Raw genomic sequence first — 15,683 nt, forward strand, 5'->3', positions numbered from 1 at the left:
CCGGGGCGTGGGTTGAGTCGTGAAAACTGCGGATTGCTCCGGGCTACGACTGTACGGCGATTGGCCTAGGGTGGTTGTGCTGCGCATGACCGCCCTAGGCACTGCAGGTTGTTATAAGCCGTGCTCGTTGAGCCAAAGATTGAGCGCCGCCAACTGCCATAACTTGGAGCCGCGCAACGGCGTCAGTTGGTTGTGTGGATCGCTGAGCAAGCGGTCGAGCATGGCCGGGTTGAACAGGCCGCGATCCTGGCTTGGGTCGAGCAGCAGATCACGCACCCAGCCGAGGGTTGCCCCTTCCAGGTGTTTGAGGCCAGGGACCGGGAAGTAGCCTTTCGGGCGGTCAATCACTGCGCTGGGAATGACCTGGCGCGCGGCTTCTTTGAGGACATGCTTACCGCCGTCCGGCAGCTTGAAGCGCCCTGGAATACGCGCCGAGAGTTCGGCCAGGCGGTAATCAAGGAATGGCGTACGCGCTTCCAGGCCCCAGGCCATGGTCATGTTGTCGACGCGCTTAATCGGGTCATCGACCAGCATCACCGTGCTGTCCAGGCGCAGCGCTTTGTCGACAGCGGCGGTTGCGCCGGGCAGGGCGAAGTGTTCGCGGACGAAGTCGCCAGCGGCGTCGCCGGTCAGCCAGGCCGGCTGCACGCAGGCGGCGTACTCGTCGTAATCCCGGTCAAAGAATGCTGCACGGTAGGCGGCAAAGGCATCGTCGGCGGCGTCCACCTGCGGATACCAGTGGTAGCCGGCGAACAGTTCGTCTGCGCCCTGGCCGCTCTGTACCACTTTGCAGTGCTTGGCCACTTCACGCGACAGCAGGTAGAAGGCGATGCAGTCGTGGCTGACCATCGGCTCGCTCATGGCGCGGAAGGCGGCGGGCAACTGTTCGAGAATCTCGTGCTCGCCGATACGCAATTGATGATGCTGGGTGGCGAAGCGCTCGGCGATCAGGTCGGAATACTGGAATTCGTCGCCACGCTCGCCGCCGGCATCCTGAAAACCAATCGAGAAGGTCGAGAGGTTTTCCACGCCGGCCTCACGCAACAGGCCAACCAGCATGCTTGAGTCGACGCCGCCGGAGAGCAGCACGCCGACATCCACGGCAGCTCGCTGACGGATCGACACGGCTTCACGCATGCCGTCCAGCACGCGCTCGCGCCATTCGTCCAAGCCAAAGCCGACTTCCTCGCCCTGCGGGCCAAACTCCAGGCTCCACCAGGTTTTCTGCTCACAGTTACCTTTGGCGTCGATGCGCATCCAGGTCGCCGGCGGCAGTTTCTCAACGCCGGCCAGCAGCGTGCGTGGCGCGGGCACTACGGCGTGGAAGTTCAGGTAGTGATTGAGGGCGACGGGGTCGAGGGTTTTGCCGATATCGCCACCGGCCATCAGCGCCGGCAGGCTGGAGGCAAAACGCAGGCGTTCAGCCGTGCGTGACAAGTACAGCGGTTTTACCCCAAGACGGTCACGGGCAATAAACAGCTGCTGGCTGTCACGTTCCCAGATGGCAAATGCGAACATGCCATTGAGCTTGGGCAGCAGGTCTTTGCCCCAGGCGTGATAGCCCTTGAGCAGCACCTCGGTGTCGCCGCCGGAAAAAAACCGATAGCCCAGAGTCTTTAGCTCTTCACGCAGTTCCGGGTAGTTGTAGATGGCGCCGTTAAACACCATGGACAGGCCCAGATCGCTGTCGATCATCGGTTGGCCTGAGGCTTCGGCGAGATCCATGATCTTCAGGCGGCGATGGCCAAGGGCAATCGGCCCTTGGCTGTGAAAGCCATGCGCGTCTGGGCCGCGTGGGGCTAGGTGATGGGTGATCCGCTCGACTGCAGCCAGGTCGGCTGGTCGTTGATCAAAGCGTAGTTCTCCAGCTATTCCGCACATAGTTTTCCTTACCGGTATTGCCGTTGGGGAGTGGCTCGGATGCTCCGAACCTTTTACACGAAAACAAAATAATGCTTTCATGTCAAAGTTTTATATCGAATATAAAGGCTTATATGGCTGATAAAAAGGTTTCTACTGAAATAGAATTGTCATCAATTCAGCTCTTCGAATTGCCGCTTTTTCAGGCCTTGCGGCGTTTGCAGCAGGCGGGTGAGGTGCATGCAAAACGGCTCAGCCGCTTTGGTGGCCTGACGCCAATGCAGTTGATGATTTTGCAGGTGTTGGCTGGGGAAGGGCGCCTGACGGCCAGCGACCTCAGTGGTCGTGTCAGCCTCACGGCTGCGACGCTGTCGGGCATGCTTGATCGGCTGGAAGAGCGTGGTTTATTGCAACGCCAGCGCGATGATCAGGATCGTCGCAAGCAGTGGTTGCTGCTCAGTGAGTCGGGGCGCGAACTGCTAAAACAGGCACCGAGCTTGTTGCCGCCGGCATTTGTCGAGCACTTTGCCGGGCTGGAGGAGTGGGAGCGGCATAACCTGACCGCCGCGCTGTTACGCGCGGCGCAGTTGTGTGGCGAGATGGAGTAGCAACGCCGTGCCTGGTTGGCGCGGCGGGTTAGCGTTTGACGCTGGGCTTGGGCTGCTTATACAAATCCAGCAACACCTGGTCGAGAATCGACGATGCGCCCCAGGGGCGCGGGTCGTTGAGAATTGCCACCACTGCCCAGCTGTTGCCGTTGCTGTCGCGGCTAAACCCAGCGATAGCGCGCACGTTGTTCAGGGTGCCGGTCTTGATCCGCGCCTCGCCCACCAGTGGCGTGCGGTGCAGGCGTTTGCGCATGGTGCCGTCCAGCGCGACCAGTGGCAGTGAGGTCATGAATTCAGCGGCGTAAGGGCTTTTCCAGGCGGCTTGCAACAGGGCCGCCATTTCCCGCGCACTGACGCGCTCAGCGCGCGAAAGGCCGGAACCGTTCTCCATGACCAAGTGCGGTGAGGTGATGCCTTTACGCGCCAGCCAGCTACGAATTACGCGTTGCGCGGCCTTGCTGTCGTCCTCATCGGCGGAGGTGCGGAATTGCGCACCGATGCTCAGAAACAGCTGCCGGGCCATGGTGTTGTTGCTGTATTTATTGATGTCGCGAATGATCTCTGCCAGGTCCGGGGAGTAGGCGCGGGCCAGCAGGCGCGCATCGTCTGGCACTGGGGCAAGGCGATCCTTGCCCATGATGCTGCCGCCCAGTTCCTTCCAAATGGCGCGGATGGCACCCGCAGCGTAGCTCGGATGATCAAGCAGCGACAGGTAGGTTTGTGAACTGCAGCCTTCGGCCAGCTTGCCAGTGACAATCACCGTGGTGCCGTCAAATTCGGTTACCGGGTTGTAGCGCACATCCGGCCAGCTTGGGCATTTGCCCGCCGGCAGTGCTTTGACTTGGTTGTCGATGCGGATGTTGGCAATGGGCGGCTCGGCGGCGATACGTACCTTGCCGCCTTCGGTGCGGGCGATAAAGCGCAGGGCTTTGAGGTTGACCAGCAGCGAGTCGGGGGTTACCAGGAACGGCTTGTTGGACTCACCACCGTCGTCATTAAAGCTCGGCAGTTGCGGCTGCACGAAGTGGCTGCGGTCGAGCACCAGGTCGCCGTTGACCTGCAGTACTCCGTTGGCGCGCAGGTCGCGCATCATCAGCCAGAGCTTTTCCATGTTGAGCTTGGGGTCGCCGCCGCCCTTGAGGTACAGGTTGCCGTTAAGCACGCCATCCTTTAGCTGACCGTCGGTGAAAAACTCGGTTTTCCACTGGTAGGTTGGGCCGAGCAGTTCCAGCGCGGCAAAGGTGGTGACCAACTTCATGGTGGAAGCCGGGTTGACGGAAACATCGGCATTGAAATAAGTGCTGCTGCCAGGGCCGTTGAGCGGCACGGTCACCACGGACAACGACTGGCTGTTGATCTTGTTGGCTTTCAGCGATTGTTGAACTTTGTTCGACAGCCCGGCATTGGCGGCGGCCAGCGGCAGGCAAACAGGCAGAAGCAGGCCAGCAAGGGCTAGGCGGCGCAAAAATATGATCATGGACGGCTACCTTCCAGCTGAGGGGAAACGATAAAGCGAGACATGCAATGAGCGCTCGTCGCGGCGTGAAATGATGGCCGCGATTATGCCTCATTCCAGGCTCGGCTGAGTGCCGGCAGAGGTCGTTTGCTGGGCTTTTCTATGAGGTGTCGGCTGACCTGTCGTCTTCGAAGCGGGCGCGCCGGCGGTGAAACTGCTAGAGTGCCGCGCGTTATCACTTTTGAGGATTGTTCCATGGCTACTAACCGTTCCCGCCGTCTGCGCAAAAAACTCTGCGTGGATGAATTCCAGGAGCTGGGTTTTGAGCTGAACCTGAACTTCAAGGAAGGCCTGGCTGATGCAGCCATCGACTCGTTCCTTGAAGCGTTTCTGCATGACGCCATGACCGCTAATGGCCTGGGCTATGTTGGCGGCGATGACTTCGGTCTGGTGTGCCTGTCCAAGCGTGGCTCGGTCAACGAAGAGCAGCGCACTGCTGTTGAAGCCTGGCTCAAGGGCCGTGATGAGCTGGTTGATTTCACCGCCAGCCCGCTGATTGATGTCTGGTATCCAGATAATCAGATCAATCAGGCTTAATGCTGTAAACGGGGTGTGCATCAGGCATGCCCCGTTGTTGTTCCCCGCGTGCCCCCGCCTTATTCGCTTAGCCCGGCCTTGGCCAGCAGCGCCGCTAAATCGACATTGTCTATTTGCTCTTTGCGGATAAACCGTTGCGCATAGTCCAGGTAAATCTTTTCCCGTATGAACAGGCCGAATAGGTCTGGGTCAATGTGCGCGTTTTTGCACATGTTCGCCATGATGTTCAGCGACTCAGAGAGCATCTTGCCCTTTTTATACGGGCGATCTACGGCCGTTAGTGCCTCGAAGATGTCGGCAATCGCCATCATGCGTGCGGGCAGGCTCATTTCTTCGCGCTTCAGGCGTTTTGGGTAGCCGCTACCATCCATTTTTTCGTGGTGGCCGCCGGCTATTTCGGCAACGTTGGCCAGGTGCGGCGGGAAGGGCAGGTGGCTGAGCATGCGAATGGTTTGCACCATATGACCGTTGATGATGAAACGCTCCTCGTTGGTCAGGGTGCCGCGGCCAATGCTCAGGTTGTACAGCTCGCCACGGTTGTATTTGTAAGTGGGGACATCCAGTTTGAAGCCCCAGGGATTGTCTTCGGCAATCAGCTCGCTGTCGGGGCGTTCGATCAGGTGCTCGGGTTTGTCGCTGAGCAAAGATTCCTGCACCGGTAATGTCGCTTCGGGAGTGCGTGACTGGCGCAGGTTTTCTTCCCAAGAACCGCCTAAACGATCATCCAGGGTGCGCATCCAGGTGCGCCCGGCAATGCTGCGTAGCCGTTCAAGGTCTGCCTCGGCCATGGCTTCGCCGCCCAGGTTACAGCGGGCGACAAAGGCAAATTCATCATCCAGGGTGCTCAGCAGCTCATCGCGCGCCTGGCCGAGGCTGCTGGCCTCACCGCCCTGACTCAGCCCCTGCCAGTAGGCGATCCATGCATCGCGTTTGAGTACTTCGAAACGCATGCGGACTTCATGAATACGGTTGCAGATGGTTTCCAGTTTGGTGGCTTTGTCGACCACGTACTCGGGCACGGTGACCTTGCCGCAGTCGTGCAGCCAGGCAGCAATATGCAGGGCTTCCCACTCTTCCTCGGTGGGCTGGTAGCTGCGAAACGCTGCCTCCTCGCTGGCGGCTGCTGCGCGGGCGAGCATCAGGGTGGCTTCCGGCACGCGCTGGCAGTGACCACCGGTATAGGGGCTCTTGGCGTCGATGGCCCCCGCGATCAATTGAATAAAGGCATCGAGCAATTTCTTCTGTTGATCGAGCAGGCGCTGGCTCTCGATGCACAGTGCCGCGACGCCAGATACCGCTTCGACATAGGCAATCCGCGCCGGGCTGAGCATGGCTAGGTCGGCATCGTCGCCGGTGTCGCGGTGCAGCAGTAACAGCACGCCCAGGGTTTGTCCCTGACGATTGTGCAGGCCGGTACAGACCAGGTGTATGCGTGGGCTATTGAGGTGGTGCAGCAGCCCCTGGAAGCCCTGCGCTTGATCGAAGCCGAGGGCCACGGTGACACTGCCGCCGCCCGTGGCGGTTTGCGCGAGCCAGTCGGGAAGGGCGGCATCGTCCTGATTGAAGCTGGGGATGCGGTGTTGTTGCAGATTCTGCTGTTGCTCGTTGATAAACAGGGCGTGTGGCTCCAGGCGTCCGCTGCTGCTGTCGCGAAGGTAGAGTAAGCCGCCGTTGGCGTCACTAAGGCCAATGGTTTCGCGCAATACGCGTTGCAGTAGGGCGTCAAAGCGGGTTTCTGCCGACAAACTGGCCGCGATGTCGAGGAAGCTGGAGATGGTCTCCTTCATATGGTTCATCGACACAGCCAACTGGTCGACTTCTTTGACCAGCGAGCGCCCGCTGGCTGGGTGGTCGAAGTTGAAACTGCGGATGGCTTCTGCCTCGCTCACCAGTATGCGCAGCGGCTTGACCAGAATGTTGGAGAGCAGCCAGCCAATGGGAATGCACAGCAATAGAATAAACAGCGTTAGCACGGCCCCTTGCCAGCGGATGCGGTAGGCATCGGCCAGCAACTCCTGCTCTGGGGCCAGCAGTGCCAGGCGCAAACCATCGGGGCCGCCTTCACTCAGCTGGGAATAGGAAATCTGCCAACGTTGTTTATTCAGCAGCACAGCGCCCTGGCGATCATGCTCTAGGCCAAGGTCGAGGAATTGCGCCAATACCGGGCTGAGTGTTTTCACCTGTGCCAGTTGCAGCGACTCTCCCGGGATAAGCAGGCGTGAACTGTCGGGGTAGGCAACGGCGCTGCCGTCTGGGCTGTACAGCACCACTTCGGTGGAAGGCGTCAGGCGATGCTCAGCCAGGGTGGCTGAGAGATCATTAAGGGTCAGGTCGGCGGCAACAACGGTTGTCGCTGCACTTTTTCGCGCAATGGTGGTGCCGATTTCCCCGCTAGAGAAAAACGCATAAGGCGCGGTGGTGAAGTGCTCTTGGCTTTGCAGTGCGCCCTTGTACCAAGGGCGGTTACGCGGGTCGTAGGTTTCCTTGAGGTTTTGCCTGCGGTTGATGGGTTGTAGTTGGGCGTCGAAGAATTGGTATTCGGAGTCCAGGCGTTGCTCGCTGATGCGGTCAATGCTCCACACCTGATACGCCGCATTGGCGGGGGCGAAGAACACTTCTCGTAGGTGTTCGCTGCGCAGCGGTCGCACCATGAAAAAACCGCCATCGCCATAGCCGACATAGATCGACGCCAGCTTGGGGTTGTCATGCAGGGCTTGGGCGAAGATCGGCAACATGATCATGCGTTCATGGCGATTACGGCCGTTGATCTGCTCGTTGCGCGCCAGCAGGTTGATCATGTAGCGAATGGGCTGATAGGTATTGCGCAGGTCAGCCTGCACGTCTTTGCGCATCTGGGTGAATAGCTGATTGCTGCTAGTGAGGATAATCTTGCTGGTTTGTTGGTAGTTGAAAATCCCCAGCACGATCCCCGAGCCGAGCAGCAGCAGGGTGAATAGCACACTGATGTGGATATGGAGGGGGAAGCGCCGTTCTCTTAAGCCAGATTTCTGCTGCATCCCGCGCATCCTTGAGTGCCATAGCCATGCGCCAAGCATAGTGAAGCCTGACAAGCTTTGCCCCGCATGAGTGGTAGGTTTTTTCAGGTTTTTTGCTAGCAGGATATGTGCCGCATCACACCGCCATGGCGGTTTAGTGGGAACGTGGGTTACGCAGCAGTTGCCGATGTTGTAGCCAGCTCTCCAAGCCATAGACCAGCAGTGCTACCAAGAGGGCCAGAGCCACACCAATCAGGCTGTTGAACAGGCGTACCTGTGGTAGCTGCCAGTCGCGCGCCAGGCTTTCTGCCAAGAGCACAAAACACACGGTGGTCTGCATCACGAACAGCCCGTAATGGTTGGCCTGCAGGGCGCGGCTTAGGGTGATCAACGGCAGTAGTGTTGCGACCATCAGTGCCGGGCTTTGCAGGCTATGGCCGAGTAAAATCAGTAGCGCTGCAGCGCCTAGGCTGGCAAGAATCGATTGTACGGCGCGCACCAAGCTGCCCTGGAATTCCAGCTGCAAGGTGGTCACCACGGTCAGCGTCAGCCAGTAACCACGGTGCAGTTCGGCGAGGTTGACGATCAAGCCGGAGAGAGCAAAGGCCAGGGTGCAACCCAGTGCATGCAGGCGCCATTTCTGTTGCGGTAGGCGCTTAGCGTGGCGTCTGAGCACTTTCAGGATGCTCATAAAGCGCGGCATGTACGGCCACATGCGTAAGCCATGCATGCCGCGCAGGCCAAAGGCCAGCAGCATCACCCAGAGACCACCGAGGATAAACAACATGGCTATGGCGTAAGGGTTATTCAACGTGCCCAGGCCTTGCTGGCCCTGGCCTAGGCACAGGCAAATTGCCAGGCCAATGCCCAGCTTTCCGGTTTCGCTGCCAAAGCGCTGTAGCCAGGCCAGGAGAAAACCGAACAGGGCGAAGATCAGCAGACTTGCATAGGGGTAGCTGGCTGACCAAAAGCCCAGGCCGGCGCTGCAGGCGCCGAGGCAACAGAGCATCAGCATGCGCAACATGCCAAGGCGATGCAGTGGATTCGCCTGGGCGGCCTGGAACGCACCTGCCGAGGCCCACAGAAACCCCGGATGGCCACTGAACAATCCCAGCAGCAGGGGCAGGGCGCAACCCAGGCCGGCGACCATAGCCGAGCCCCAGGCAGGAGGGCCGGCGTGCCAACTGAAGGTTTTGTGCAGCAGGTTGTTCATCACTTATACCGGGCTTGAGCGGCCAGTCATCTCGCGGGCCATTTCCGTAGCGTAGCTGTCGGTCATGCCTGCTATAAAGTCGATCATGCGCAAGAACGAGCGGTACAGTGGCCCGCTCGGGTCTGGGGCGCTATTGCCGAGCAGGTCAAGAATTCGGCGGTTCTTGAAGGATGGCGTGCGTCCTCCATGTTGCTCCAAGGCTGCACCGCAAAAGGCATTGAGGAGGATTTCCAACGTGGTGTATGCGCCGATCTCGTGCAGGGTTTTGCGCTTGTCCTGGAAAATTTTCTGCCGAGCCATGTCTTTGGCGCTTTGCACGCAGCGCTTGGCAGTGCTGTGCATGTGCTCGACCAGATCACCCTGCAGCGTGCCGGCCAGCAGAGCATCCTGCTGTTCGACAAATGCTTCGGCAGCGGCGTTGGTCAGGTGTTCGATGGCCTTGCCACGCAGGATGGCCAGTTTGCGTCGGCGCGAGTCCTGTGGACCGAGCTGGCGGTAGGTTTCCGGTAGGTCTTCACCAACCAGATCAAGCAGTAGCCCCTCGACTTCGCTGTAATCGAGCAGCTCCATCTCCAGGCCGTCCTCCAGGTCAATCAGGCCGTAGCAGATGTCGTCTGCCGCCTCCATCAGATAGACCAGTGGGTGGCGCGCCCAGCGTTGTTCTTCGATTTGTGGCAGGCCCAGTTTGCTGGCGATTTGCTCAAGTAAGGGCAGTTCGCTTTGGTAACAGCCGAATTTGTGTTTTTTATAGCCAAGCGCCTCGGCATGGCGTGCGGTCCAGGGGTATTTCAGATAGGTGCCCAGCGTTGCGTAGGTCAGCCGAGTGCCACCGTCGAACTGGTGATATTCCAGTTGCGTGAGTACGCGAAAGCCCTGCGCATTGCCCTCGAAGCTGAGGAAATCACTGCGTTCGGCGGCGCTCATTGAGTCCAGCCAGCCGCGTCCCGCTGCTTGCTGGAACCAGTGGCGAATAGCGTCTTCACCAGAGTGGCCGAACGGTGGGTTGCCGATGTCATGGGCCAAGCAGGCGGACTGCACGACCATGCCCAGGTCGCTTGGCTCACACCAAGCCGGTAGGGCGTCGCGGATCATTTCGCCAACGCGCATGCCCAGGGAGCGACCCACACAACTGACTTCCAGGGAGTGGGTCAGGCGCGTGTGGATATGGTCATTGCTGGAAACCGGATGCACCTGGGTTTTACGCCCCAGGCGACGGAACGCGCCGGAGAAAATGATGCGGTCATGGTCTTTGTGAAAGGGCGTGCGGCCCAGTTCAGCGACGCTGTGCGTCGGCTTACCAAGTCGCTCACGGTTGAGCAGGGTTTGCCAATCCAAGGGGTGTCCTCGCCGTTACCTGGCTATTTTAGGGCTAGCTTCGGGGTTATAGGCCGATCATGCAAGGTACAGCGGCGGATCTATAAGTCGTGGTGTTAAAAGCCAACGGCGTCGATATCAATCAGCAGCAGTTGTTTACCGTTGTCGATAAATTGCCCGGCAGTCAGGCAGTACTGGTTGGTGGTGGCATCGCGGTAGGTGCTGGAGAGAATCAATCGGCGTTCTTCCCAGCCCTCGGCCAGTAGCTGGTAAAAGTACGGTCGCCATGACCAGTTGTGCCCGACATAGCGGCTATCGCTGTGCCAGGTATGCTCGCGCCACTCCAAATTAGCGGTTAACTGGGTGCCGTGGCGGTCACACAGGAAGATGCGCAGTAGCCAGGGGTAAGCATGCGGTTGTGGCAATTGTTCGGGCTGCGCGCCGCCTTCAATCCAAGCTTTGAAGCTGTTCATCAACGTACCCAGTTGCTGGCGCAGGGTCATCAGTCGCGCCCGCTCTGCGAGCTTCTGTTGCACATAGTGGTCACGCAGCTGGGCAAAGCGTTTGACGAAGGCATCGCTGTTGAAAAAACTCTGTTCGGGTTTGGCAAACAAGTAACCCTGAACATAACGCGCACCACATTCCAGGGCAAAGTCCAGCTCAGCCTCGGTTTCCACCCCTTCGGCAATGATCCAGCAGCCGGTTTTCTCCGCCATCTGCGCGAGGGCTTTGACCACTTCACTGCTTGGCCCGCCGCGAGCGGCCTGCTGAAACAGGCGCATGTCTAGCTTGAGGATGTCCGGTTGTAAGGCCAGTACGCGGTCGAGTTGTGAATAGCCCGCCCCGAAGTCATCAATGGCGATCCGTGCGCCAGCCTGCCGGTAACGCTCCACTACTCCAGGCAGGCGCGTGCTGGCACCGCCTAGCTCGGTGATCTCGAAAACGATGCGTGTCGGGTCGATGCCGCTGTGGTGCAGTTGCTTGAGGCTGGGCAATGCTTGTTCAGGGCGCAGGCGGCTTATCCAGCGCGGGGAAATATTTAGGCTGAGGAACCAGTCCTCTGGCGCTTCATGAAAGCGCGTGAGGGCCTGTTCACGGACCTCGCGGTCGAGGCGGCGCAAGGCTGTAGGTGGGGTTTTCGGGTCGCTGAACAGCGGGCCTGCCGAATGCAGTTGGCCATCATCACTGCGCAGGCGCGCCAATGCTTCAACGCCGGCAATGCGTCCGGTAGCGGTATCGATGAACGGTTGGAAAACAGCAAGCGGTTGGCCATTGAACACTGCGCAGTTCCTTAGGCAGGCAACGCCCATGCGGGCGGCTAAGCCAAGTGGCTAAGCAAGATTTTGGCCAGATCGATCCCCTGCTTACGTATCTTTTGTTGGGGGGCTTGCAACGTCCGCATCGCGGGGCGGGTTGCGCCGCAGTAATGGGAAGGCAATCAGTGCGATACGCAGCCAGCTCCGCCAATGTCCTTTGCGAATACCCAGTGTGGCCAATAGCAGTGCACTGCCTGCGACCCAAAGCGGTGCGTTGCTGTTGCCCAACTCCTTGCGCCAGTGCTGTGCCTGGCGCAGCGGTTGGAGTATTACCAGTGTTTCGTGGCGCAGTTCCTGGCGATGCATTTCCAGGCGCATGCGCAGTAGGGTTTTGCGCAGTTCGCGACGCGAAGCATTGGCGGGTAGCTCGGACATACTCATGGCAGTAGTTGCTCACGGTCGCGGGCCAGTTCTTCAAGGCTGGCGCTGAAGGGGGAGGGTGCATTGCGTACATGCAGCAGCAAGGTGATAAGGGCGCTCAACAGGCCCACTGCATAGAAAACGCAGAGCGCGCTGATGATCAGCAGGCGGTGGTTTTCCCAGAAGACAATCACTAATGCGGCCGACAAACCGATGATCAGCAGTAGGCCGAATAGCAGGCTCAAACTGGTCAGCACCAGCAAGCTCAGAGTGCGTCCTTGCTGTTCTTTGAATTCTTCAGCGAACAGTGCGATATGGCCTTGCAATAAGCCCAGCAAGGCGCCGGCAAATCGCTGTGGCGAATTACCGCGACTCGTTGGGTTAGGCGGTGTTGCATCCATTAGGGTTCTCTATCTAGCGCCGGGAAATCAGTATGCCGAACAGCATGCCAATGGCCGCAGCAATGCCAAGGGTTTGCCAAGGGTGAGTCTGCACATAGCCTTCAGTGGCATCAATAGCAGCTTTGCCGCGTGCATGCAGGGCCTCTTCGGCGTTATGCAGGGTGCCGCGTGCGCGGCCTAGGCTGCTGCGGATTTGTTCGCGCAGTTCTTCTGCTTGATCGCCGGCCAGGCTGGCGGAGTGTTGCAGCAGGCGCTCGGTATCGCTGACCAGGGCCTGGAATTCTTCGAGTAGCTGATCCTTGTTAGCGGGTGCTGGGGCTTTGCGGGGCATGGTGACTCTCCTTTGTAGATAACAACAGTGTAGGGGTTCGAGTCCTCATTGGGGTGGTGGTTCCTTTTATTTCACGGCGTAGCGGGTGCAATGGCTGGTATAGCGCTTGCATTGCGCTGGTGCGCGCCTTTGGTGAAATGCTCTTTTGTGGGGCTAATGGATGCTTGGCCGGGAAGCTGTGGTGTTGCAATAACTTATTAATAACTATGGAATTAGTGCTTCTGCACAAGGTGAAGGCGGCACCTCCTTGGTGTGCTGGGAACTGAGTGCTTGCAAAGCTGATCGTGATAAATGCTGCTGATTGGTGCGCTTTTGTTGCCTTGTGGTCTGCTTTGGTGCTTTTTCCTCGACGGAGTTTTCTTCGCAGATGGACAACATCAACAGTGCTGTGGAAACCCTGATTCACGGCTCCAATACTCTGTTTATCCTGCTCGGTGCGGTCATGGTCCTGGCCATGCACGCCGGCTTTGCCTTTCTTGAGGTGGGTACGGTCAGGCAGAAAAATCAGGTTAACGCCTTATCGAAGATCATCTCGGACTTTGCGGTATCGGCCCTGGCTTATTTTTTTGTCGGTTATTGGATCGCCTACGGCGTGACCTTCCTTGAACCAGCCAGTGTGCTAACCGAGGGCAATGGTTATGCCCTGGTGAAGTTCTTCTTCCTGCTGACCTTTGCTGCTGCTATCCCGGCGATTATTTCCGGTGGTATCGCTGAACGCGCCAAGTTCGGCCCGCAGTTATGCGCAACGCTGCTGATTGTTGCGTTCGTCTATCCGTTTTTTGAGGGGATTATCTGGAATGGCAACTATGGTGTGCAGGGCTGGTTGGAGGCGCAGTTTGGTGCAGCCTTTCATGATTTTGCCGGCTCTGTTGTGGTGCATGCGGTAGGTGGCTGGCTGGCCTTCGGCGCGGTGATCCTGTTGGGGCGGCGTAATGGGCGTTATCGCGATGGCCGTTTGGTGGCTTTTGCGCCGTCGAATATTCCGTTCCTCGCGCTGGGCTCGTGGATTCTGATCATTGGCTGGTTTGGCTTTAACGTGATGAGTGCGCAAACCCTGGGCAGCGTCAGCGGTCTGGTGGCGGTCAACACCCTGATGGCGATGGTCGGCGGCACTGTGGCTGCGTTGCTGGTAGGGCGTAACGACCCAGGTTTCTTGCACAACGGCCCATTGGCAGGGTTGGTAGCGGTGTGTGCCGGCTCTGATCTTATGCATCCGGTCGGGGCCTTGATTACTGGGGCGATTGCCGGTGCGCTGTTTGTTTGGGCGTTCACCGCAACCCAGGTGAAGTGGAAAATCGACGACGTGCTCGGTGTGTGGCCGCTGCATGGCCTATGTGGCGTATGGGGTGGGATTGCCTGTGGCATCTTCGGCCAGCAGGCACTGGGCGGCCTGGGCGGCGTTAGTCTGGCTAGCCAGTTTGCCGGCACGGCGCTCGGCGTGGTGGTGGCCTTGATTGGCGGTGTGCTGGTGTATGGCGTACTGAAAGTTACCGTCGGTATTCGCCTGAGCCAGGAGCAGGAATATTACGGTGCCGACTTGTCGATACACAAGATCGGTGCTGTCAGTCAGGACTGATGGCGTGCAGTGAATGCAAAAGGCCCGGACAAAATGTTCGGGCTTTTTTATTTCAACCGCTAAAGCGCGCTCAGCAACCTGCTAGAACTAATGAACAGGTGACTTTCTACGCCGTTGATCAGTTAATTTTCCGCAGCATTAAAGTTTCTCTACTAGCAGCCGCCAACCAATCAGATACACCGCCCAGGTACTTTGTTATGAATCCTTTGGCCTCGCTGTCATCCTCCCCATCCCGCACGGCTGCCACGAATGCTCAGTCTGCCTCGCGCAACACTGCCGCCGACGCACAGGCAACCTTGGCTAATCGTCTTGCCGAGCGCCTTGGCCTTGAGCCCGGTGCGTTGGCGGGTAAAAGTAACGATTACACCCCTGAGAAAGTCGCAGGACGGATTCTCGACTTTATTGATCAGCGCCTGCAGAGCGAACAGGCCGGTGGCGCTGATTCAGAGAAACTGAAGGGGTTGTTGGAGCAGGCGCGTAGTGGCGTGGAAAAGGGCTTTGCCGAGGCGCGTAAAATTCTCGACGGTATGGGTGTCCTGCAAGGCAAAGTGGCAAGTGATGTAGACGACACCTACCAGAAAATCCAGGACGGGTTTGATGCGTTGGATAAACGCTTCAACCCCACTACACCGTCCAGCAGCGACAGCTTGGCGGTAGCGGCCTACAGTGAGCGCTTTGCCGCCCAGGCAGAAACCTTCGATATGGAAGTGACCACCCGTGATGGTGATCGCCTGCGAATTTCTATCGCTCAGGCTTCGGCCAACTGGTCGCAAACAAGCGTTGCTGCTAGCAGTAATGCGAACGGCAGTTCTGTGGCTGCCAGTAGCCAATCCGGTAGCCTGCAGATTGCTGGCTGGCAGGTTAGCGTTGAGGGTGAGTTGGATGAAGAAGAGCGCAGTGCGCTAGAGAAACTCTTCAGTCAGGTGCAGGACTTGTCCGATAAGTTCTATGCCGGTGATCTGTCCGGTGCCTTTGACCGTGCCATGGCTCTGGACATGGACGGTGAGCAGTTGGCGTCCATGTCCCTGAGCTTGACGCAAACCACCGTTCGCCAGGCCACTGATGCCTACAGCGCCGTGGCGCAGAGTGGCGGACAGGCTGCTAGTGCAGTCAATAGTTCATTGCTCGACTACGCCCAGGGGTTGCTCGACGCCTTGCGCAGTGCCAATCAAGTTACTGAGGAAGGCAGTGCCAAGAGCAGCCTGCTGGATTTACTCAAGGGTGGCTTCTCGCTGGATGAGCGCTTTGACAGTGGCCGTTTGGACAAAGCCGAGCAGCTCAATAGTCGCTTGCTTGATGGCCTACAAAACCTGCTAAATCCCGCGCTAGATAGCAGCAAGCCGGCCGACGCCTAAGTCGGGGGCAGTGCTAAACTGCATCGCCAGTCGTCAATGGAGGTGCACAGATGCTCCCGGAATGTCAGCTACTCGGTACGCTCGGCTGCCACTTGTGTGAAGTGGCAGAGGCGCAGCTGATGCCTTTTGTCGAGCACGGCCTGCTGGTCGAACTGATCGATATTGCCGAGCATGAACACTTGGTCGACGACTACGCTCTACGTATTCCGGTATTGCGTCGCAGCGATACTGGGGCCGAGTTGAATTGGCCGTTCGAGTCCGAACAAATTGTCGAATTCCTGCGTAGTGCCTGATGTTCAG

At 58.6% G+C, this 15,683-nt stretch carries 14 protein-coding genes; 5 read left to right on the plus strand and 9 right to left on the minus strand.

Annotation, left to right across the window (positions count from 1 at the left end; genetic code table 11):
• Positions 1 to 111: 111 nt before the first annotated feature.
• A complete protein-coding gene (locus VCA57_RS11490; protein ID WP_411185154.1) occupies positions 112 to 1,881 on the minus strand; it encodes an N-acetylglutaminylglutamine amidotransferase in 1,770 nt (589 codons plus the stop codon).
• A 113-nt stretch (positions 1,882 to 1,994) separates the two neighbouring features.
• On the opposite strand from VCA57_RS11490, the gene VCA57_RS11495 reads away from it, so the two are divergent.
• Positions 1,995 to 2,468, plus strand: coding sequence for a MarR family winged helix-turn-helix transcriptional regulator (locus tag VCA57_RS11495; RefSeq protein ID WP_411185155.1), 474 nt, complete (start codon positions 1,995 to 1,997; stop codon positions 2,466 to 2,468).
• Positions 2,469 to 2,496: 28 nt separating this feature from the next.
• On the opposite strand, the gene dacB is transcribed toward VCA57_RS11495, so the two are convergent.
• Entirely contained in the window at positions 2,497 to 3,945 is a 1,449-nt protein-coding gene (gene dacB, locus VCA57_RS11500; protein WP_411185156.1) for a D-alanyl-D-alanine carboxypeptidase/D-alanyl-D-alanine-endopeptidase, read from the minus strand.
• A gap of 234 nt (positions 3,946 to 4,179) precedes the next feature.
• On the opposite strand from dacB, the gene VCA57_RS11505 reads away from it, so the two are divergent.
• On the plus strand, positions 4,180 to 4,521 hold the full coding sequence (locus tag VCA57_RS11505) for a YggL family protein (RefSeq protein WP_411185157.1): 342 nt from the start codon (positions 4,180 to 4,182) through the stop codon (positions 4,519 to 4,521).
• A 59-nt stretch (positions 4,522 to 4,580) separates the two neighbouring features.
• Here VCA57_RS11505 and VCA57_RS11510 read toward each other — a convergent pair whose 3' ends face one another.
• The 7 genes from VCA57_RS11510 to VCA57_RS11540 all read right to left on the minus strand — a co-directional run bounded on the left by VCA57_RS11510 (position 4,581) and on the right by VCA57_RS11540 (position 12,452).
• Complete coding sequence (locus VCA57_RS11510) at positions 4,581 to 7,538, minus strand: HD domain-containing phosphohydrolase (RefSeq protein ID WP_411185158.1); 2,958 nt, start codon at positions 7,536 to 7,538, stop codon at positions 4,581 to 4,583.
• Positions 7,539 to 7,671: 133 nt separating this feature from the next.
• Positions 7,672 to 8,730 (minus strand): FUSC family protein, encoded by a 1,059-nt coding sequence (locus tag VCA57_RS11515; RefSeq protein ID WP_411185159.1) that lies wholly within the window; start codon positions 8,728 to 8,730, stop codon positions 7,672 to 7,674.
• Positions 8,731 to 8,733: 3 nt separating this feature from the next.
• The gene (locus VCA57_RS11520) at positions 8,734 to 10,065 is read right to left on the minus strand and encodes a deoxyguanosinetriphosphate triphosphohydrolase (RefSeq protein WP_411185160.1); all 1,332 of its coding nucleotides are present in this window, start codon (positions 10,063 to 10,065) and stop codon (positions 8,734 to 8,736) included.
• Between the two features lie 95 nt (positions 10,066 to 10,160).
• Complete coding sequence (locus VCA57_RS11525; RefSeq protein WP_411185161.1) at positions 10,161 to 11,324, minus strand: EAL domain-containing protein; 1,164 nt, start codon at positions 11,322 to 11,324, stop codon at positions 10,161 to 10,163.
• 84 nt (positions 11,325 to 11,408) lie between these two features.
• Entirely contained in the window at positions 11,409 to 11,735 is a 327-nt protein-coding gene (locus VCA57_RS11530; protein ID WP_411185515.1) for a hypothetical protein, read from the minus strand.
• Positions 11,736 to 11,737: 2 nt separating this feature from the next.
• Positions 11,738 to 12,121, minus strand: a complete 384-nt coding sequence (locus VCA57_RS11535) for a phage holin family protein (protein WP_411185162.1) — start codon at positions 12,119 to 12,121, stop codon at positions 11,738 to 11,740.
• Positions 12,122 to 12,134: 13 nt separating this feature from the next.
• Entirely contained in the window at positions 12,135 to 12,452 is a 318-nt protein-coding gene (locus VCA57_RS11540; RefSeq protein ID WP_411185163.1) for a YqjD family protein, read from the minus strand.
• Positions 12,453 to 12,819: 367 nt separating this feature from the next.
• On the opposite strand from VCA57_RS11540, the gene VCA57_RS11545 reads away from it, so the two are divergent.
• From VCA57_RS11545 to VCA57_RS11555, 3 genes are all read left to right on the plus strand, one after another.
• Positions 12,820 to 14,028: an ammonium transporter gene (locus VCA57_RS11545; protein ID WP_411185164.1), complete on the plus strand. Its 1,209-nt coding sequence runs from the start codon at positions 12,820 to 12,822 to the stop codon at positions 14,026 to 14,028.
• A gap of 197 nt (positions 14,029 to 14,225) precedes the next feature.
• On the plus strand, positions 14,226 to 15,383 hold the full coding sequence (locus VCA57_RS11550) for a DUF5610 domain-containing protein (RefSeq protein WP_411185165.1): 1,158 nt from the start codon (positions 14,226 to 14,228) through the stop codon (positions 15,381 to 15,383).
• Between the two features lie 50 nt (positions 15,384 to 15,433).
• Positions 15,434 to 15,676, plus strand: coding sequence for a glutaredoxin family protein (locus VCA57_RS11555; protein WP_411185166.1), 243 nt, complete (start codon positions 15,434 to 15,436; stop codon positions 15,674 to 15,676).
• Positions 15,677 to 15,683: the final 7 nt, after the last annotated feature.

Source organism: Pseudomonas sp., assembly GCF_046581935.1.
GTDB lineage: Bacteria > Pseudomonadota > Gammaproteobacteria > Pseudomonadales > Pseudomonadaceae > Aquipseudomonas.